General features: G+C 61.6%; 15 protein-coding genes, 1 tRNA gene and 2 pseudogenes. 14 read left to right on the top strand and 4 right to left on the bottom strand.

Annotation, left to right across the window (positions count from 1 at the left end; translation table 11 throughout):
• Positions 1-39: 39 nt before the first annotated feature.
• Entirely contained in the window at positions 40-1,437 is a 1,398-nt protein-coding gene (locus Q4G24_RS02760) for a class II 3-deoxy-7-phosphoheptulonate synthase (protein ID WP_303364975.1), read from the top strand.
• 152 nt (positions 1,438-1,589) lie between these two features.
• Here Q4G24_RS02760 and Q4G24_RS02755 read toward each other — a convergent pair whose 3' ends face one another.
• Positions 1,590-3,104, bottom strand: a complete 1,515-nt coding sequence (locus tag Q4G24_RS02755; protein ID WP_303365114.1) for a YifB family Mg chelatase-like AAA ATPase — start codon at positions 3,102-3,104, stop codon at positions 1,590-1,592.
• A 124-nt stretch (positions 3,105-3,228) separates the two neighbouring features.
• Here Q4G24_RS02755 and coaBC point away from each other — a divergent pair, with 124 nt between their 5' ends.
• The 10 genes from coaBC (at position 3,229) to Q4G24_RS02705 (ending at position 11,833) form a co-directional block, all read left to right on the top strand.
• Entirely contained in the window at positions 3,229-4,458 is a 1,230-nt protein-coding gene (gene coaBC / locus Q4G24_RS02750; protein WP_303365113.1) for a bifunctional phosphopantothenoylcysteine decarboxylase/phosphopantothenate--cysteine ligase CoaBC, read from the top strand.
• Positions 4,455-5,504 carry a cysteine desulfurase family protein gene (locus Q4G24_RS02745; RefSeq protein WP_303364974.1) on the top strand — a complete coding sequence of 350 codons (1,050 nt, stop codon included), beginning with the start codon at positions 4,455-4,457 and terminating at the stop codon, positions 5,502-5,504. Before coaBC ends, Q4G24_RS02745 begins: the two co-directional genes overlap by 4 nt.
• 23 nt (positions 5,505-5,527) lie before the next feature.
• A complete protein-coding gene (gene sufB, locus Q4G24_RS02740; RefSeq protein WP_303364973.1) occupies positions 5,528-7,048 on the top strand; it encodes a Fe-S cluster assembly protein SufB in 1,521 nt (506 codons plus the stop codon).
• The gene (locus tag Q4G24_RS02735; protein ID WP_303364972.1) at positions 7,045-7,356 is read left to right on the top strand and encodes a heavy metal-binding domain-containing protein; all 312 of its coding nucleotides are present in this window, start codon (positions 7,045-7,047) and stop codon (positions 7,354-7,356) included. Before sufB ends, Q4G24_RS02735 begins: the two co-directional genes overlap by 4 nt.
• Before the next feature lie 9 nt (positions 7,357-7,365).
• A complete protein-coding gene (gene sufC / locus Q4G24_RS02730; RefSeq protein ID WP_303364971.1) occupies positions 7,366-8,121 on the top strand; it encodes a Fe-S cluster assembly ATPase SufC in 756 nt (251 codons plus the stop codon).
• Positions 8,121-9,413, top strand: a complete 1,293-nt coding sequence (locus tag Q4G24_RS02725; RefSeq protein ID WP_303364970.1) for a SufD family Fe-S cluster assembly protein — start codon at positions 8,121-8,123, stop codon at positions 9,411-9,413. The genes sufC and Q4G24_RS02725 overlap by 1 nt, the downstream gene beginning before the upstream one ends.
• Entirely contained in the window at positions 9,389-9,901 is a 513-nt protein-coding gene (locus tag Q4G24_RS02720; RefSeq protein ID WP_303364969.1) for a hypothetical protein, read from the top strand. Before Q4G24_RS02725 ends, Q4G24_RS02720 begins: the two co-directional genes overlap by 25 nt.
• Positions 9,898-10,494: a YIP1 family protein gene (locus Q4G24_RS02715; protein ID WP_303364968.1), complete on the top strand. Its 597-nt coding sequence runs from the start codon at positions 9,898-9,900 to the stop codon at positions 10,492-10,494. The genes Q4G24_RS02720 and Q4G24_RS02715 overlap by 4 nt, the downstream gene beginning before the upstream one ends.
• Positions 10,494-11,702: a cysteine desulfurase gene (locus tag Q4G24_RS02710; protein WP_303364967.1), complete on the top strand. Its 1,209-nt coding sequence runs from the start codon at positions 10,494-10,496 to the stop codon at positions 11,700-11,702. Before Q4G24_RS02715 ends, Q4G24_RS02710 begins: the two co-directional genes overlap by 1 nt.
• A gap of 54 nt (positions 11,703-11,756) precedes the next feature.
• Positions 11,757-11,833, top strand: a tRNA-Arg gene (locus Q4G24_RS02705).
• Between the two features lie 182 nt (positions 11,834-12,015).
• Here Q4G24_RS02705 and Q4G24_RS16610 read toward each other — a convergent pair.
• Positions 12,016-12,231 (bottom strand): annotated as a pseudogene (locus Q4G24_RS16610) (cupin domain-containing protein); the annotation flags it as partial.
• Positions 12,232-12,383: 152 nt separating this feature from the next.
• Here Q4G24_RS16610 and Q4G24_RS02700 point away from each other — a divergent pair.
• Complete coding sequence (locus Q4G24_RS02700; RefSeq protein WP_303364966.1) at positions 12,384-13,178, top strand: DUF3363 domain-containing protein; 795 nt, start codon at positions 12,384-12,386, stop codon at positions 13,176-13,178.
• A gap of 14 nt (positions 13,179-13,192) precedes the next feature.
• Here the strand turns inward: Q4G24_RS02700 and Q4G24_RS02695 are convergent, their stop codons facing one another.
• A complete protein-coding gene (locus Q4G24_RS02695) occupies positions 13,193-14,365 on the bottom strand; it encodes a Fic family protein (protein WP_303364965.1) in 1,173 nt (390 codons plus the stop codon).
• A gap of 248 nt (positions 14,366-14,613) precedes the next feature.
• Between Q4G24_RS02695 and Q4G24_RS02690 the strand changes: the two are divergent.
• Together Q4G24_RS02690 and Q4G24_RS02685 are read left to right on the top strand one after the other, a co-directional pair.
• Positions 14,614-15,180 (top strand): annotated as a pseudogene (locus Q4G24_RS02690) (type IV secretory system conjugative DNA transfer family protein); the annotation flags it as partial.
• A gap of 246 nt (positions 15,181-15,426) precedes the next feature.
• Positions 15,427-16,089 (top strand): GntR family transcriptional regulator, encoded by a 663-nt coding sequence (locus Q4G24_RS02685; RefSeq protein ID WP_368660920.1) that lies wholly within the window; start codon positions 15,427-15,429, stop codon positions 16,087-16,089.
• Positions 16,090-16,455: 366 nt separating this feature from the next.
• Here the strand turns inward: Q4G24_RS02685 and Q4G24_RS02680 are convergent.
• The coding region (locus Q4G24_RS02680; protein ID WP_303364964.1) for a PQQ-binding-like beta-propeller repeat protein at positions 16,456-18,215 on the bottom strand (1,760 nt) is incomplete at its 5' end.

The raw sequence follows: 18,215 nt of genomic DNA, 5'->3' as shown, positions 1-18,215 counted from the left end.
AAACGCCGGACAATAACCACGCATCGAAAGGATGATCCGATGACGCAGAGCCAGCACACCGCGCCGCAATCCTGGGACAAGGCCGGCTGGCGCGCTTATCCGCGCGTGCAGATGCCGGATTATCCCGATGCGCAGGCGCTGAACGCCGTCGAGGCGCAACTGAACCGTTTTCCGCCGCTGGTGTTCGCAGGTGAGGCGCGGCGGCTGAAAGCGCAACTGGCTGATGCCGCTGCCGGTCGGGCGTTTCTGCTGCAAGGCGGCGATTGCGCCGAAAGTTTTGCCGAGTTTTCCGCCGATAATATCCGCGACACCTTCAAGGTGCTGCTGCAAATGGCCGTGGTGCTGACCTGGGGCGCGCAGCTTCCGGTGGTCAAGGTGGGCCGTATGGCCGGGCAGTTCGCCAAGCCGCGCAGCGCCCCGACCGAAACCGCGGGCGGGGTTGAGTTGCCGTCTTATCGTGGCGACATCATCAACGGGTTCGACTTTACTGCCGATGCCCGCGTGCCTGACCCGCAGCGGATGCTGGCGGCCTATACGCAGGCGGCGGCCTCGCTGAACCTGCTGCGGGCGTTTTCGACCGGCGGTTATGCCGATATTCAGCGGGTGCAAAGCTGGATCGCGGACTTTACCTCAGGCCCCGAAGCGCAGCGGTATCGGGATATTGCGGACCGGATCAGCGATGCGATGGCCTTCATGCGCGCTGCCGGGGTAACGGCGGAAACTGCGCATGACCTTGGCACGGTGGATTTCTACACCAGCCATGAGGCTTTGCTGCTGGAATATGAACAGGCGCTGGCGCGGGTCGATTCGACCACGGGGCTGCCGGTTGCAGGGTCGGGGCATATGCTGTGGATCGGGGATCGCACCCGGCAGGTGGATGGCGCCCATGTCGAGTTCTGCCGTGGCGTGCAGAACCCGATCGGCTTGAAATGCGGCCCCTCGATCAGCGATGACGACCTCAAGGCGTTGATCTGGAAGCTGAACCCGGAAAATGAGCCGGGCCGCCTGACGCTGATCGCGCGGTTCGGTGCCGGGGCCTCGGGCGAGCATCTGCCGCGCCTGATCCGCGCGGTTCAGTCCGAAGGGGCGCAGGTCGTCTGGTCCTGTGATCCGATGCACGGCAATACGATCAAATCGGCCTCGGGCTATAAAACCCGCCCGTTCGAGAAGGTGCTGCAAGAGGTGCGCGACTTTTTCGCCATTCATGCGGCGGAAGGCACCATCCCCGGCGGTGTGCATTTCGAGATGACCGGCAAGGATGTGACCGAATGCACCGGCGGCGTGCGGGCGGTAACGGATGAAGACCTGTCCAACCGCTATCACACCGCCTGCGATCCGCGCCTGAACGCCAGTCAGTCGCTGGAGCTGGCGTTCCTGGTGGCCGAGGAACTGCGCGCCCGCCGCACCGCCCCGGCGGTAACCCGCGCGGCAGACTGACCGGGCCGGGCAAACGTCCCGGTGATGAATGACATGGCAGCATGGCGGCTTGGTCGCCATGCTGTTTTTCTTTGCGTCCTGTTTGTTCTGTTGTCGATATTGCATTAAAAATCGAACGCAAAGAATTGATGATATTCGAAATAAGCACCTCATTATCCCCCCGGCAGCGTCACCAGCCGATAGCTTAACGCCTCAGCGATATGCGGCGGGCGGATGTCCGGCGTGTGGTCCAGATCTGCGATGGTGCGGGCGACGCGCAGGACGCGGTGATAGCCCCGTGCGGTCAGGCCGAAGCGGTCAGCGGCTTTCAGCAGCATGGTGCGGCCTTCGGCGTCGGGGGTAGCGATTTCCTCCAGCACACGGCCGCTGGCTTCGGCATTGGTGCGAATTTGCGGGTGGTCGTGAAAGCGTTTGGCCTGAACCGCGCGTGCCTGTGCCACCCGTGCGGCGATGCTGGCTGATGGTTCACCCGCGGCCGGCAAATCGAGGTCCGCAACCCGCACGGGCGGCAATTCGATGCGCAGGTCGAAACGGTCCATCAGCGGCCCTGACAGCCGCCCCAGATAATCTGCCCCGCAGGCTGGCGCCCGGTTGCAGGCGCGATTTGCGTCTGCCAGATGCCCGCAGCGGCAGGGGTTCGCCGCCGCCACCAGCAGGAACCGGCAGGGATAGCGGCTGTGAGCATTGGCGCGTGAGATGACAATTTCCCCGGTCTCGATCGGCTGGCGCAGGGTTTCCAGTGCCTGTTTGGGAAACTCGGGCAACTCATCCAGAAACAGCACACCATTATGCGCAAGGCTGATTTCGCCGGGTTTCGCCCCGCGCCCGCCGCCGACCAGCGCCGGGGTCGAGGCCGTATGATGCGGTTCGCGGAACGGTGCCGTGCGAGAGATGCCGCCATCGTCCAGCAGCCCGGCAAGCGAATGGATCATCGAGGTTTCCAGTGCCTCGGCAGGGGTCAGCGGTGGCAAAAGGCCGGGAAGGCGTGCCGCCAGCATGGATTTTCCCGCGCCGGGCGGGCCGATCATCAGCAGGTGGTGACGCCCGGCGGCGGCGATTTCCAACGCCCGCTTGGCGCGTTCCTGGCCCTTGACCTCGGCCATGTCGGTCAGGCGCGGCGGGGTCTGAACCTGACCGGGCCGGGCGCGGCTGAGATGTGCGCGGCCGGTCAGATGTTCAACGGCTTCGCGCAGGGTGGCGGGGGCGAAGACCGGCACCCGTTCGATCCACGCGGCTTCGGCACCGCAACTGGCGGGGCAGATCAACATTCTGTCCTGTTCCGCTGCCGCAACCGTTGCGGGCAGGGCGCCGGCCACCGCGACGATGCGCCCGTCCAGCGACAACTCGCCTAGCGCCACCACCTGTTCGATGGTGTCGGGGGGAATCACCTCCAGCGCGGCCAGCACCGCCAGCGCGATGGGCAGGTCGAAATGCGACCCTTCTTTCGGCATGTCGGCGGGGGACAGGTTCACCGTGACTTTGCGCGAGGGCATGGCCACCGACATGGCCTGAAACGCGCCGCGCACCCGTTCGCGGGCCTCGGATACCGCCTTGTCGGGCAGGCCAACGATGGCGAAACCCGGCAACCCCGCCGAAACCTGTGCCTGAACCTCAATCAGCCGCGCCTCGATCCCGTCGAAGGCAACCGTATGCCCGATTGCGACCATATTCACCCCGTCCTTTCCGGCAGGGATAGGCTCAAAAGGTTAGAAAATGGTTAATGCGCGCTGGTTTTCTTGCTCCGCGCTGCCCAAATGCCTATCCATGCGCGAAACAATCGTGGAGGCTGCCATGCAGGGAAGCCGTATTCTGTTGATCGTGGGTGGCGGTATCGCGGCCTTTAAGGTGCCCGAGCTGATCCGGGCCTTGCGCCGCGAAGGGGTGGCGGTCACGCCGGTGCTGACGCGGGCGGGGGCGCAGTTCGTCACGCCGATGACGCTTTCCGTGCTGGCCGGGGAACCTGTCCATGACGATCTGTTCGACATCACCAAAGAGGCCGAGATCGGCCATATCCAACTGACCCGCAATGCCGATCTGGTGGTGGTCGCGCCCGCAACCGCTGATCTGATGGCGAAAATGGCGCAGGGACAGGCGGATGATCTGGCCTCGACCCTGTTGCTGGCCAGCAATAAGGCGGTGCTGATTGCGCCCGCGATGAATGTGCGCATGTGGCAGCACCCGGCGACGCAACGTAATCTGGAGACGCTGCGCGGTGATGGCATCCTGACTGTCGGTCCTGATGAGGGCGACATGGCCTGCGGCGAATACGGGCCGGGCCGCATGGCCGAGCCGGAAACCATCATGCAGGCCATTCGCACCGCGCTGCGTCCGGTGCAGCCATTGCGCCTGCCGCCGGAATCTGCGGTCTCGCTGCCGCTGACGGGGCGGCATGTGCTGGTGACCTCCGGCCCCACGCATGAACCGATCGACCCGGTGCGCTATATCGCCAACCGATCCAGCGGAGCGCAGGGGACGGCGATTGCGGCGGCATTGCGGGATCTTGGCGCACGGGTCAGTTTTATCACCGGCCCGGCGGATGTGCCGCCCCCGGATGGGGTCGAGGTGATCCGCGTTCAGACCGCCCGCCAGATGCGTGATGCGGTTCAGGCCGCGCTGCCTGCGGATGTGGCGGTGATGGCGGCGGCGGTGGCTGATTGGCGGATCATAAATGCCAGCGATCGCAAGATGAAGAAGGACGGCAGCGGCCAGCCTCCGGCGCTGGAAATGACGGAAAACCCGGACATTTTGGCCTGGATCAGCCAGTTGGATCAGGACCGCCCCGGTCTGGTGGTCGGCTTTGCGGCGGAAACAAATGACGTGGTGCCGAACGCGCTGGCCAAGCGTCGCCGCAAGGGCTGCGACTGGATCGTGGCCAATGATGTCAGCCCCGAAACCGGGATCATGGGCGGCACGGAAAATGCCGTGCATCTGGTCACGGGCGAGGGGGTCGAGGACTGGCCGCGCATGGGCAAGGATGAGGTCGCCCGCCGTCTGGCCAGTCGCATCGCGGGGGCGCTATGAGCCGCGTTTATCTTGATTGGAACGCCACCACGCCGTTGCGCCCCGAGGCCAAGGCCGCAATGGCCGAGGCGATGGAAATGGTCGGCAACCCTTCATCCGTTCATGCCGAGGGGCGGGCCGCCAAGATGGCGCTGGAACGCGCCCGCGAACAGATCGCCACGGCGCTTGGCGCGGATGGGGCGGATGTGATTTTCACCTCTGGCACAACCGAGGCGGCGGCGATGGTGTTGGCGGGGCAGGGGATTTCCTGCGCGGCGGTCGAACATTCGGCCGTCAAGGCGTGGTGCGATGTCAGCCTGCCGGTGGATGCGGGCGGGCTGGTCGCGGTTGCTGATCCGGGACGCACGACGCTGCAACTGGCGAATAACGAAACCGGGGTGATCCAGACCTTGCCGGATGGGCTGGCCTCCAGCGATCTGACGCAGGCGTTTGGAAAAATCCCCATGGCTTTCAACTGGTTGGGCGTCACGGCGGGATTTGTTAGCGCGCATAAGCTGGGCGGGCCAAAGGGCATTGGTGCGCTGATCCTGCGCAAAGGCACCGAGGTGCCGCCGCTGATCCGGGGCGGCGGGCAGGAGCAGGGCCGCCGGGGTGGGACAGAAAACCTGACCGGCATCATGGGCTTCGCAGCGGCGGCGACAGCGGCGATCCGTGACCTGAACAATGGGTTGTGGGATCAGGTCGCCGCCCTGCGCGACGGGCTGGAGGCGCGACTTCTGGATGCTGCGCCCGGCCTGATGATTGCGGGCAAGGACAGCCCGCGCTTGCCGAACACCTCTTGCATCCTTACATCAGGCTGGAAGGGCGAAACGCAGGTCATGCAGATGGATCTGGCCGGTTTCGCCATCTCTGCCGGTTCGGCCTGCTCATCAGGCAAGGTGCGGGCCAGCGGAACTTTGCAGGCGATGGGGTTTACCGATCAGCAGGCGCAATCGGCGATGCGGGTTTCGATAAGCCCTTCTTTGGGGGTCGATCAGGTGAACCGATTTGCGGATGCGTGGGAATCAGCGTATTCACGCTGGCGCGACAGGAATGGCCGGGGCTGACCCGGCCCCAGGAAGGACGAGACATGAACAGCACTCCCGATCTTGAGGTGCGCGAGGGCGTTGACCGGGAAACGGTCGAGACCGTTGTCAATATGGGCAGCTATAAATACGGCTGGGATACCGAGATCGAGATGGAATATGCCCCCAAGGGCATTAACGAAGATATTATCCGGCTGATCTCGGAAAAGAATGGCGAACCGGAATGGATGCTGGAGTGGCGTCTGGCCGCGTTTCGTCGTTGGCAAATGATGACCGAACCGAAATGGGCGATGCTGAACTATCCTGAAATTGATTATCAGGATCAGTATTATTATGCCCGCCCGAAAAGCATGGCGCAAAAGCCGAAGTCGCTGGATGAGGTGGACCCGAAACTGCTGGCAACCTATGAAAAGCTGGGGATTCCGCTGAAGGAGCAGATGATCCTTGCCGGGGTTGAGGGCGCGGATCAGGCTCCCGCCGAAGGTCGCAAGGTTGCCGTTGACGCGGTGTTCGATTCCGTCAGCGTCGGCACGACGTTTAAGGAAGAACTGGCCAAGGCGGGGGTGATCTTTTGCCCGATTTCCGAGGCGATCCGCGACTATCCCGAACTGGTGCAGAAATATCTTGGCAGCGTTGTTCCGCAGTCGGATAATTTCTTTGCCACGCTGAACAGTGCGGTTTTCTCGGATGGGTCGTTTGTATATATCCCGCCGAATACGCGCTGCCCGATGGAGCTGTCCACCTATTTCCGTATTAACGCCGAAAACACTGGGCAATTTGAACGCACGCTGATTATTGCCGATAAAGGCAGCTATGTCAGCTATCTTGAAGGCTGCACGGCACCCAAACGCGACACCGCGCAATTGCACGCAGCCGTGGTCGAGATTGTTATTCTGGACGATGCCGAGGTGAAATACTCGACCGTTCAGAACTGGTTCCCCGGTGATGAGGAGGGCAAAGGCGGGATCTATAATTTCGTGACCAAGCGTGCTGATTGTCGCGGGCCACGGTCAAAGGTGATGTGGACGCAGGTTGAAACCGGCTCTGCGATTACCTGGAAATATCCGTCCTGCATTTTGCGCGGCGACGATTCGCAGGGCGAGTTTTATTCCATCGCCATCGCCAATAATGCGCAGCAGGCCGATACTGGAACGAAAATGGTCCACCTTGGTAAAAATACGCGCTCGCGTATCGTGTCCAAGGGGATTTCAGCGGGACGGGCGCAGAATACCTATCGTGGGCTGGTTTCAATGCACCCGCGCGCGACCGACAGTCGCAATTATACCCAATGCGACAGCCTGCTGATCGGGGATAAATGCGGCGCGCATACCGTGCCTTATATCGAGGTTAAAAACACCAGCAGCCGCGTTGAGCATGAGGCGACGACCAGCAAGGTTGACGATGACCAGCTTTTCTATTGCCGGTCGCGTGGGATGGATGAAGAACAGGCGGTCGCTGTTATCGTGAATGGTTTTGCCAAAGAGGTTTTGCAGGCCCTGCCGATGGAATTTGCGATGGAGGCACAAAGCCTTGTTGCCATCAGCCTTGAAGGAAGCGTCGGATGATCCTGACCACGACCCCCGGAATCGAAGGGCGCCGCATCGAAGCCTATCATGGCATCGTCACGGGCGAGACGATTCTGGGCGCAAATATCTTCCGCGACATTTTTGCGGGCATCCGTGACATCGTGGGCGGGCGCGCTGGCTCTTACGAGAATGTGCTGGCCGGGGCGCGGCAGACCGCTCTTGATGAAATGTCCAACCGCGCCGCTGCTTTGGGCGGGAACGCGATTGTCGGAATCGACCTCGATTACGAGGTCATTAACAACATGCTGATGGTGTCTGCATCCGGCACCGCAGTCACCGTCGAATAAGGGCCGATCATGCTGAAAATTGAAAACCTGCACGTCAAACTGGAAGACGAGGACAAGCAGATCCTGAAAGGTCTGTCGCTTGAGGTTCCCGCCGGTCAGGTTCATGCGATCATGGGGCCGAATGGCTCGGGGAAATCGACGACCTCTTATGTTCTGTCGGGCCGTGATGGTTACGAAGTGACCGAAGGTTCGGCCACGCTGAATGGTGAAAACCTGCTGGATATGGAACCTGAAGAACGCGCCGCCGCTGGCTTGTTTCTGGCGTTCCAATATCCGGTTGAAATCCCCGGTGTTGGAAATCTGACATTTCTGCGCACCGCGCTGAATGCGCAGCGCAAATTGCGCGGTGAAGATGAAATCTCGGCCGGTGATTTCCTGAAACTGGTCCGCGCCAAGGCCAAGGATTTACAAATTGATGCCGATATGCTGAAACGCCCGGTTAACGTCGGCTTTTCGGGTGGCGAGAAAAAGCGCAATGAGATCCTGCAAATGACGATGCTGGAACCGCGCATGTGCATTCTGGATGAAACCGATTCAGGACTTGATGTGGATGCCATGCGTCTGGTGTCCGAAGGCGTGAATGCGCTGCGTTCGCCTGACCGGGCTTTTCTGGTGATTACCCATTATCAGCGCCTTCTGGACCATATTAAGCCCGACGTCGTGCATATTATGGCCGATGGCCGGATCATTAAATCCGGCGGCCCGGAGTTGGCGCTGGAGGTCGAAAAGAACGGCTATGCCGATATTCTGGCGGAGGTCGGCTGATGGACGGCGCTTCCCGCACCGATTCGCGGGCCGAGCAGCGTCAGCAGGCGCTGAAAACCCGGCTGGCGGCGCTGAACCTGCCCGAAGGTGGTCCGGCGCAGGCTGCCGCACGGGACCGGCTGGCGGCGATGGGCCTGCCGCATCCGCGCGACGAATATTGGCTTTACACCAACCCGGCGGCGCTGAACGCGGCGCAGCCTGCGCCTGTCGCGGCGACTGCCGCCGCGGATGGGGTGCTGTTCGAGGGGCTGAACCGGCTGCGGCTGGTGTTCGTGGACGGGCGTTTCGACGCTGCGGCCTCGGACCCGCTGGTGCTGGATGGGGCTGAAATCGCCACGCTGGCGCAGGGTGCGGCATGGGCTGATGCGCTCTATGGCACGCTGGAGGCCGAGGGGCAGGCCCCCGTCGCCCGCCCGCTGGCGACGCTGAACACGGCGGCGGCGCAGGATGGGCTGCTGATCCGCGTGACCGGCAAGCCTGCGCGTCCGATCCATATTATCCACCGCCGTGCTGATCCGGCAGCGGACCCAATCTGGCATCATGTGATCCGTGTTGAGCCGGGCGCCGAGGCGACAGTTCTGGAAACCGGCAGTTCTGGCGCGCGGTTCAACAGCGTGATCGAGGCTGACATCGCAGATACCGGCAGGCTGCACCACCTGACCGCCATGCGGGCGGAACATGACCGCGTATCGGTGGCCCATATCTTTGCGCGTCTGGGGGCCGAATCGCTGTTCAAGAGCTTTGCGCTGACGGCGGACGGGCTGATGATGCGCAACGAATCGGTGGTCTGGCTGAATGGCGATGACGGGGTGGCCCATGTTGCGGCAGCCGTGCTTGGCGATGCGGCGGAAAGCGAGTTCCACCACGACGACACCGTGTTCATCACCCATGCCGCCGAGCGTTGCGAAAGCCGTCAGGTGTTCAAAAAGGTGCTGAAGAACGGCGCGGTCGGTGTGTTTCAGGGCAAGATTCTGGTCAAGCCTGGTGCGCAGAAAACCGACGGCTATCAGATCAGCCAGGCGCTTTTGCTGGACGAAGGCAGCCAGTTCCTTGGCAAGCCCGAGCTGGAAATCTATGCCGATGACGTGAAATGCAGCCACGGTTCGACCACAGGCGCGATTGACGAGGGGGCGCTGTTCTATCTGCGCTCGCGCGGGGTGCCGAAGGATCGGGCGATTGTGCTGTTGGTGCTGTCCTTCCTTGCTGATACGCTGGAGGAAATCGAGGATGAGACCCTGCGTGAGCAGATCTCGGATCGGCTGGAAACATGGCTGACACGCCACAGCGGCTAAGCCCGCAGCAGGGGCTGCTGCCCCGTGTGATGCAAAGCTGGGTCGCGCCCCGAAAGGTTGTGCGCGGCCTTTCCGCCATGCCCGAGGGCGGGATTTTTGCAGTGCTGATGATTGCGCTGCTGTTGCTGTTCGTGTCGCTGGCCCCCGGTCAGGCGCGGCTGGCGGGGCTGGACCCGTCGATGACCACGGCGCAACGGCTTGCGGGCGTGGCGATGGTGCTGTTCTTTATCGCGCCGGTTGTCTTTTACATTCTGGCTTGGCTGTCGGGCGTGGTGATGCGGCTGTTTGGCCGTCCTCTGGCGCTGCGTCACGCCCGGCTGGCGCTGTTTTGGGCGCTGCTGGCGGCCAGCCCGGCGCTGTTGTTTGCGGGGCTGGCCTCGGGGATCGTGGGCGAAAGCACCGCGACCGTGCTGGCACGGGGGGTGGCAGCAATCGGATTTCTTGTAATCTGGGGGGCGGGGCTGCTGGCTCTGTCAGAGAAACGATGACTTTGGCTGAGAATCTGCGTGATCTGGCGGTGCTGACAGTCCGTAACCCGGCCATGGCGCTGCGTCGGCTTCAGGCGTTGAACCTGCCGATGGAAACCCGCTGGATGGGGCTGTTCCTGACCGTGGCGCTGTCCTCGATCCTGTCATGGGCGGCCTCGCGGTTGTTCCCGGTCGAGGTGGACACGCTGATCGCCCGCATGACCGCGCAACCCCTGCGGCTGGCGGCGATCCAGCTTGTCGGAATGGCGGGCAGCGCCTTTCTGATGGCGCGGGTCGGCCAGCTTTTTGGCGGCCGTGGCAGCTTTGCCGATGCGCTGCTGATTGTGGCCTGGGTCGAACTGCTGCTGACGGGTGTGCAGGCGGTTCAGGTGGTGCTGATGCTGCTGTTCCCGGCTATTGCGACGCTGCTGGGGGTCGCGGCGATGATCGGCTTTATCTATCTGGCGGTGCAGTTCACCCGCGCCTTGCATGGGTTCCGCAGCGTGTTCCTGACCATGCTATGCATGTTCGCCACGCTGATGCTGGTCGGCATGGCGCTGTCGATGCTGGCCGCCAGCTTTGGGCTGTTGCCAATGCCGCAGGGGGCTGTCTGATGTATGATCTTGATGCTGTCCGCACCGATTTTCCGATCCTGTCGCGGCAGGTGAACGGTCGGCCTCTGGTCTATCTGGATAATGGCGCCAGTGCGCAAAAGCCCCGTGTGGTGATCGACGCAATCACCCAAGCCTATGAGCAGGAATATGCTAATGTTCACCGTGGCTTGCACTTTCTGTCCAACCTTGCGACCGAGCGTTATGAATCGGTCCGGGGGATCATTGCCCGGTTCCTGAACGCCCCGGATGCCGAGGAAGTCGTGATGACCTCCGGCGCGACCGAGGGGCTTAATCTGGTCAGCTATGCCTGGGCCGCGCCGCACTTGCAGCCCGGCGATGAGATCGTCCTGTCGGTGCTGGAACATCACGCCAATATCGTGCCGTGGCATTTCCTGCGCGAGCGTCAGGGCGTGGTGCTGAAATGGGTCGAACCTGAACCCGATGGCAGCCTGCCGCCGGAAAAGGTTCTGGCGGCGGTAACGCCCCGCACCCGGCTTATTACGCTAACCCACATGTCGAACGTCACCGGAACCGTGGTTGATGTGGCCGCGGTGGCGCGAGGCACCGACGTGCCGCTGTTGGTCGATGGCAGTCAGGCGGCTGTGCATATGCCGGTGGATGTGGCGGCGATTGGCTGCGATTTCTATGCGATTACCGGGCATAAGCTCTATGGCCCCTCGGGGTCCGGCGCAATCTGGATCAGCCGCGCCCGGCAAGAGGAAATGCGCCCCTTCATGGGCGGTGGCGACATGATCCGAGAGGTCTCTCGTGATACCGTCACCTATGCCGACCCGCCCTTGCGGTTCGAGGCCGGCACGCCGGGGATCGTGAACCAGATCGGCCTTGGCGCGGCGCTGGACTATATGATGGGCCTTGGCATGGGCAATATCGCCGCGCATGAGCGTGACCTGCGCGACTATGCCCGTGCGCGGTTGCGCAGCCTGAATTGGTTGCAGATTCAGGGCGATGCGCCGGATAAGGGTGCAATTTTCTCGATGACGATGCAGGGCGCTCATGCCCATGACATTGCCACGATTCTGGACAAGCGCGGCATTGCCGTGCGGGCGGGCAGCCATTGCGCCATGCCGCTGATGCAGTTCTATGGCCTGACCGCAACCGCGCGGGCGTCCTTTGGACTTTACAACACCCGTGCCGAGGTGGACGCGCTGATCGACGCCCTGCAATTCTGCCACGAACTTTTCGCCTGACCCTGCCGACCAACCCTTGCACCCCACGCCAACCCCGCGTAAAAGCCCCAACAGGCACCCGTAGCTCAGCTGGATAGAGCGCTGCCCTCCGAAGGCAGAGGCCAGAGGTTCGAATCCTCTCGGGTGCGCCATCTCTCAATAGAAATTGAATGGCTCCGCCGTCAAAATCGGGCCGATGACGTGCGGTAGCACCCGATGAGATCGCCGCAATGGCCGTCACAGTCGGGATTGGGTTATGCTGAGGGTAGGGCTTGGTGCCCGCCGTTTCATCCGGTTCCGTTTCTGCCCAGGTCACGGTAATTTCCGGGGCCAGGTGTATGTCCATCGTCTCAAGGACGCTCGGACCAAGATTGTGGAATTTATGCCAGACTCCGGCAGGTGCGCGCAGAACGTGGCCTTTCGTCGCCACGATCTCCCGTCCGTCGATGGTAAACAGCGCACGACCTTCCCGAATGACAAAGATCTCGTCATAGGGATGCGTGTGCAGACCGGGACCGACACCGAGTTGATCGGTAGTATAGAGCGCCACTGAAATATCAGCGCCGAGGTCTTTGCCCGACACCGTGCCGCTCCAGATATCCGGTGCATTCGCCTAGTCGGCCCGGGTCAGCACGATGGGCGAACCCGTCATGTCAGCCACCAGCCTTGGGGATCGGCCCAACGACGTCATAGCGGAGCCATATGCTAACATCGGCGAGCGGCTTTATGCTCTTGAGCCTGAAGGCGGTTGCGGCCCTTTTTCGTTTCGGCTGCTATCGCGCTGCCGTGCCGCTGCGCCCCACACGCCTCTTGCGACGGCTGTCGCCGCGCAATTCGGGCGCGATCTGCGCGCGGGTGAGAGGTTGCACGCGCCACCCGCGCGTCGTCCAGCCTGCGGCGGACGAGCGCGGCGGTGAGGCGATGCGGCTGCGCAGCTTGGTCTTCGGCGGGCAGGTTCTGATGGCGCGGATGGTCTTAGATTGCAGCGGGATCTGGGGTGGCGCGCGTGCGGAAGGGGAGGGCGAGATAAAAGGCGCGGCACGCGCGCCCGGCATCCCCTTGCTGCGCAACGGCTTTTTGCGGGCCGGACGGTCGGATCGCGTGCCGCGATCTGAAGTTTCATCCATGATCTCAAAGGTGTTTCTGGTACAGGGCGCTCAAAAGAGGAAAAACGGGCAGATGAGCGATCACGAACATGAATTCCGCATCCGGCCCGGCAAGGTCAGCGCGAGGCTTGCGGCCGAGACCGGACAGGCCGCCCTGCCGCGCGCCGGGGCGGGTGAGCAGGTCAAAGGCCTCTGTCGCCGCCGCCTGAACCTCGCCTCGGGGCGCTATGCAATGATCGAAGGCACCGGGCCGGATGGCGGCCTCGGCTTCCGCCTCGTGCCATGGTCGCGCGAGATCGAGAAACGGCTGGGGCAGACCGTCAGCGGGACCATACGCGAAAGCGGCGGGATCGAATGGAGCCTTGGCCGCAAGCGCGGGCTGGGGTTGTGAGCTGGGGCGCAGGATCACCCCGGCAATGGATCGGTGCCTTTGTCCAGCAGGGACAGGTAATCGGAATAGGCATAGATCCTGCCGCGCTGCCGGCCGGTCGTTTCCCTCAGCACGCCGACCGTGGTGAGATTTTCGAGGGCCGTGCTGGCTGTGGGGAAGGAAATGCCAAGGTTGTCGGAGACGGTCTGAATGGTCACGATCGGGCGAGCCTGCATCAGATCATGGACACGCAATGCCGTTGCCGCCGCGCGGCCAAGCCCGCTGATCGTCCCGCGATGGGTCTCAAACAATGCGATGAGATCGCGTGCTGTCGCGGTTGCCTGTTCGGCGGTCTCGGCAACGCCTGTCAGAAAGAACTCCAGCCAGGTTTCCCAGGTCCCTTCCTGCCGCACCTCCTGCAGGAGCCGGTAATATTCGTCGCGCCGTGCCTTCAGGAACAGGCTGAGATACAGGATCGGCTCGCGCAGAATGCCCGCCTCGCACAGGATCAATGTGATCAGCAGCCGCCCCAAACGTCCGTTGCCGTCGAGAAAGGGGTGGATCGTCTCGAACTGGACATGGGCAAGACCTGCCCGGATCAGGGGCGGCAGCGACGGGCTCTCACTGTGCAAAAACCGCTCCAGCGCGTCGAGGCAGCCGTCGAGGTGGTTGGGCGGAGGAGGCACGAACAGGGCATTGCCCGGACGTGTGCCACCGATCCAGTTTTGTGAGCGGCGGAACGCACCCGGTTGCCTGGTTGCGCCCCGTCCGGATTTGAGCAGGATCGCGTGCATCTCGCGGATCAGCCGCAGGGACAGCGGAAAGCCCTCTTTCATCCGCCGGACACCATGTTCGATTGCAGCGACATAGTTCGACACCTCGGTCACGTCGTCGATGCCGACTGTTGGCGCTTCGTCATTTTCGAACAGGAGCAGGTCTGACAGAGAGGACTGCGTGCCCTCGATCTGTGATGACAGCAGGGCTTCCTTGCGGACATACATATAGAGAAACAGTGGCGTTGATGGCAGAATCGTCGCAACTCCGTCCAGACGGCCGACAGCGGCGATGGCACGTTCGTAAATCCCCATAAGTGGCCCCAACTCAAGCGGCGGGTCGGGCGGGAGAGGCGCCGGAACATAGGCGCGTACGCGCTCGCCACCGGCACTTGTCTCGACCAGCGTTCCGAGCCTGTGATTGTCCTGCACCATCTTGGACGATCCTTTAATTAGCGCCACCCGTTATTAAGGGATACATCGTTATACTTTAATAACCAGCTCGGTGAATTCAAGGTTGGCGGTGTTGGCCGGACATCTCGTATCGAGGCTGCGCCCGGCTGAACACCCTACGCCATCCCCTGTTTTCCCACGCTCCTTTGCGATGCGTGCCGGATCGTCCTTGCCAGAGGGTGCCGTCGCGCCCTCTCTCGGCTCAATCGCAGCCGAAAGGGGCAACAGCCATGACCGCCACCAAGATCCTCTGGGGCCAGATCGTCACCGTCTTTCTGATCGTGCTCATCACCACATGGGCGGCGACGCAATATGTGGCCTGGGCGCTGGGTTTTCAGCCGCAGCTTGGTCAGGCCTGGTTCCATCTGCAAGGCTGGCCGGTCTATTACCCGCCGGCGATCTTCTGGTGGTGGTATTTCTTCGAGGCCTATGCGCCCGCGGTCTTCATGCGCGGCGGTGCCATCGCCGCCTCGGGCGGGTTTGTCGCCATCGCGGTTGCCATCGGCATGTCGGTCTGGCGCGCGCGTGAGGCGGGCAATGTCGAGACCTATGGCTCGGCCCGCTGGGCCGAACGCGGCGAGATCGCCAAGGCCGGCCTTCTGGGCGAGGATGGCGTGGTTCTGGGCCGCTATGATCGCGATTATCTGCGCCATGACGGGCCGGAACATGTGCTGTGCTTCGCGCCGACCCGTTCGGGCAAGGGGGTGGGGCTGGTGGTGCCGACGCTGCTGACCTGGCCCGGCTCGGCCATCGTCCATGACATCAAGGGCGAGAACTGGCAACTGACAGCCGGGTTTCTGGAAGAACTGCCGAAGGATGTGGGTGGGGTGGGATAACGGAGTCAACTCTGTCGGCGCATAGACGTAGCGTAAGCTAAGTCCGACGTTTCGCAATGCGCGTCAGTATCTATGCTAGAACATGACGGCTATCACGATACCGATGCGGAAAGGAAAAACTCGCCGCACCTGTCGTGCGGGTGGCGATGCGTTGCCATTTCTTGAGGCGAGTGAAGATGTTCTCGACCTCCTGAGGTGGCTGCCGACATGACCGAAATGAACCCGCCGACGCCGCTCTATCACAGGATATATGCGGTCATGCGCGAGCGGATCATCAATGGCTATTACCCTCTGGACCAGCCTGTCCCGACCGAGGCCGAACTGTCCGAGAGCTTTGCCGTCAGCCGCATCACCGCCAGAAAAGCCATGGAGATGCTGGCCACCGAGGGGCTTGTCACCCGGACCCGGGGCAAGGGCACATTCGTCACCGACCGCGCCGAAAAGTCCCGGCTCAACAGGGCCGTTGTCGCCAATATCAACGGCCTGTTCAGCTATCTCAACACCGTTGACCAAAGCACCAGGTTGAAGGTTATCAGCCTTGATCGCGGCGAGGCCCCGCCGCGGATCTGCGCCCAGATGGGCGTCTCACCGACGGCGGAACTGGTTCGTTCGGTTCGGATACGGGCGCTGGGGCGGCGGCCCTATTCGCTTTCGATGGCCTATCTGCTGCCCGAGGTCGGTGCTGGGCTGCGGCGTCAGGACCTGGCCTCGACCGCGATGATCGACCTGGTCCAACGCGAAAGGGTTGTGGTCGAACAGGCGGAGCAGGTTCTTACCGCGACGCTGGCCGACGACCGCGCAGCCCAGCTTTTGAAGGTGCCGGTCGACGCGCCGCTGATGCGGGGTCAACCGGCTGTTTTTGAACGCTGAACTGGTCCCTTTCTATGCAGCCGAGATCCTCTATCGTGCTGATCTATATGAATATCATGTCTCGCTGAAACGCGAGCAGGGGCGGGATTTCCTGCTCGACGGTTCCCAGACGGGCTGAGGCGCGAAAGGCGGACACAAAAGCTGGCCGATTGGCTGGCTGCGCGGGTTGCCCGTCGCGGGCGTATCGAGACGCCCGCGCAGGAGGATATAAAGTGCCACTATGCGATTCAGGGCCGCACCCTGTCCGGGATTGGGAACCTCAGTCAGCCCATCATGGTATCAATAAATAAATGATGTAGCGTGGCAGACAATAATGCGCGGTTCTGATTGCGGTGTCTTGATGGAGCCCGAAAGCCCCATCAATGGTTATTTAGGCAATGCGTAAACCGCGACCTGATCCCCGACCTGCGGCTTCAGGATCGAGTTTCCTCCGGCCACGAATGCCACATATTGCCGTCCCTTATGCGTATAAACTGCGGGAATGGCGACGGCGGGTGCCGCGACGATATCTGACCAAAGCTCATTTCCGGTCTTCATATCTATGGCGCGGACCATTGCATCCATTGTCGCACCAATGAACAAGACCCCGCCCGCCGTTGCAACCGGGCCACCGATCGTGGGCGAGCCCCAGGACTTCGGGCCATAAAACCCCCATTGCTGCGAAAGGCCGAAGGGATGCTCCCATAGTTTTTCCCCGGTATTCAGGTTATATGCCTGCAAGGTGCCATAGGGCGGTTTCCAACATGGGATTCCAAGAGAGTTGGAGAACAACTGGATGCTTACCCCATAAGGTGCGCCCTGCATCGGGTAAAACCCGCTGCGGCCCGGCATGTGCTGAATATCCTGCGTGTATTCCTCTCGTGGGATCAGTGTTACAATCTGCACGACATGCGACACATTGACGTAAAACATATTGGTCGCCGGATCCAATGCGCCACCGCCCCATTCGACGCCGCCAACCGTGCCCGGATAAAGAATGGATCCTTCCTCGGATGGGGGTGTGAAAACACCATCGTAACGCGCGCCCTTTATCATCCGGCTGCATTCCCCAAAGGATATAAGATCAGCCAGAGGCCAGACGCCGGGCCAGTTTTCCAGATCAAGCACTGGCGGAGGAATCATTGCAAAAGGTTGGGTCGGGGATGATACCTCACCCTGCGCGGTTGATTTGGCAACCGGACGATCTTCGATGCCAAAGATCGGTTCACCCGTTTCGCGATTCAGGACATACAACATCCCCTGTTTTCCGGTCTGCACCAATGCGGGAATCGTTTGCCCATCCCTCACAATATCAACAAGTGTCGGCGGTGAATTGGTGTCAAAATCCCAAAGATCATGGTGCACCAGTTGACGCGACCAGATAATCTCGCCGGTATCAGCATTGACTGCCGTAACCGAAGTGGCCAGAGGAATCGGATCGGTCCGGTTTCCACCCCAGAAATTTGGGCTTGGCGAGGACACCGGAAGATAAAGAATGCCCCGTTCCTCATCCACTGACATCGAAGCCCAAACATTCGAGGTTCCCGTGCGGGCGCGGATCTCGGGTGGAATAAATTCAACCTCCCATCTCTTTTCACCCGTCCGCGCATCAATGGCGAAAACGGTGCCGGGGGATTCGACCTCATAGGCCCAGTCCTTGCCCGCCCAGCCGACGAAAAGCATATCCTTGTAGGCGGTTGGCGGCTGCAAAAGCGATAGCGGCCATTCGGCATTCAGATTGTTCCATTCGTTGACGTAAAGAACGCCGTCTTTCGCAAAGTCGGTGCAAAGTTTTCCAGTGTCTGCATCGACAGAGTAAAGGTGCGAATCCATCGTGCCGATATAGACCCGCTTCTGACAGGGCTGCCCTTCAATAATGTGTTCAGCCTGCCAATATGTCACCCCCCGGTTTTTCAAGTCAGGTTGGGTTAGGGGTTTCAGTTCGGAGCCTGAATCAAATGTCCATTTTTCGGTTCCGGTCTCTGGATCAAGAGCTATAATGCGATAAAAAGGAGTGCCGATATACAATGTTTCATTGACGTAAAGCGGTGTCGCGGACCAAACGGTTGCGGGAATATCCCCCGACCCATCCGATACATCTCCGGTATAATATTCCCATACTTTGGTGAGGCGCCCCGCATTTTCGG

This window comes from Paracoccus sp. (in: a-proteobacteria) (assembly GCF_030538695.1).
Classification (GTDB): domain Bacteria; phylum Pseudomonadota; class Alphaproteobacteria; order Rhodobacterales; family Rhodobacteraceae; genus Paracoccus.
Note: the sequence above shows the minus strand (reverse complement) of the source record. Positions and strands in the feature narration are given on the sequence as shown.

What these genes read in the sequence shown, in the direction of transcription:
- Q4G24_RS02760 (WP_303364975.1), top strand. Translation starts at nt 40, where the DNA reads ATGACGCAGAGCCAGCACACCGCGCCGCAATCCTGGGACAAGGCCGGC.
- Q4G24_RS02755 (WP_303365114.1), bottom strand. Translation starts at nt 3,104, where the DNA reads ATGGTCGCAATCGGGCATACGGTTGCCTTCGACGGGATCGAGGCGCGG.
- coaBC (WP_303365113.1), top strand. Translation starts at nt 3,229, where the DNA reads ATGCAGGGAAGCCGTATTCTGTTGATCGTGGGTGGCGGTATCGCGGCC.
- Q4G24_RS02745 (WP_303364974.1), top strand. Translation starts at nt 4,455, where the DNA reads ATGAGCCGCGTTTATCTTGATTGGAACGCCACCACGCCGTTGCGCCCC.
- sufB (WP_303364973.1), top strand. Translation starts at nt 5,528, where the DNA reads ATGAACAGCACTCCCGATCTTGAGGTGCGCGAGGGCGTTGACCGGGAA.
- Q4G24_RS02735 (WP_303364972.1), top strand. Translation starts at nt 7,045, where the DNA reads ATGATCCTGACCACGACCCCCGGAATCGAAGGGCGCCGCATCGAAGCC.
- sufC (WP_303364971.1), top strand. Translation starts at nt 7,366, where the DNA reads ATGCTGAAAATTGAAAACCTGCACGTCAAACTGGAAGACGAGGACAAG.
- Q4G24_RS02725 (WP_303364970.1), top strand. Translation starts at nt 8,121, where the DNA reads ATGGACGGCGCTTCCCGCACCGATTCGCGGGCCGAGCAGCGTCAGCAG.
- Q4G24_RS02720 (WP_303364969.1), top strand. Translation starts at nt 9,389, where the DNA reads ATGGCTGACACGCCACAGCGGCTAAGCCCGCAGCAGGGGCTGCTGCCC.
- Q4G24_RS02715 (WP_303364968.1), top strand. Translation starts at nt 9,898, where the DNA reads ATGACTTTGGCTGAGAATCTGCGTGATCTGGCGGTGCTGACAGTCCGT.
- Q4G24_RS02710 (WP_303364967.1), top strand. Translation starts at nt 10,494, where the DNA reads ATGTATGATCTTGATGCTGTCCGCACCGATTTTCCGATCCTGTCGCGG.
- Q4G24_RS02700 (WP_303364966.1), top strand. Translation starts at nt 12,384, where the DNA reads ATGCTAACATCGGCGAGCGGCTTTATGCTCTTGAGCCTGAAGGCGGTT.
- Q4G24_RS02695 (WP_303364965.1), bottom strand. Translation starts at nt 14,365, where the DNA reads ATGGTGCAGGACAATCACAGGCTCGGAACGCTGGTCGAGACAAGTGCC.
- Q4G24_RS02685 (WP_368660920.1), top strand. Translation starts at nt 15,427, where the DNA reads ATGACCGAAATGAACCCGCCGACGCCGCTCTATCACAGGATATATGCG.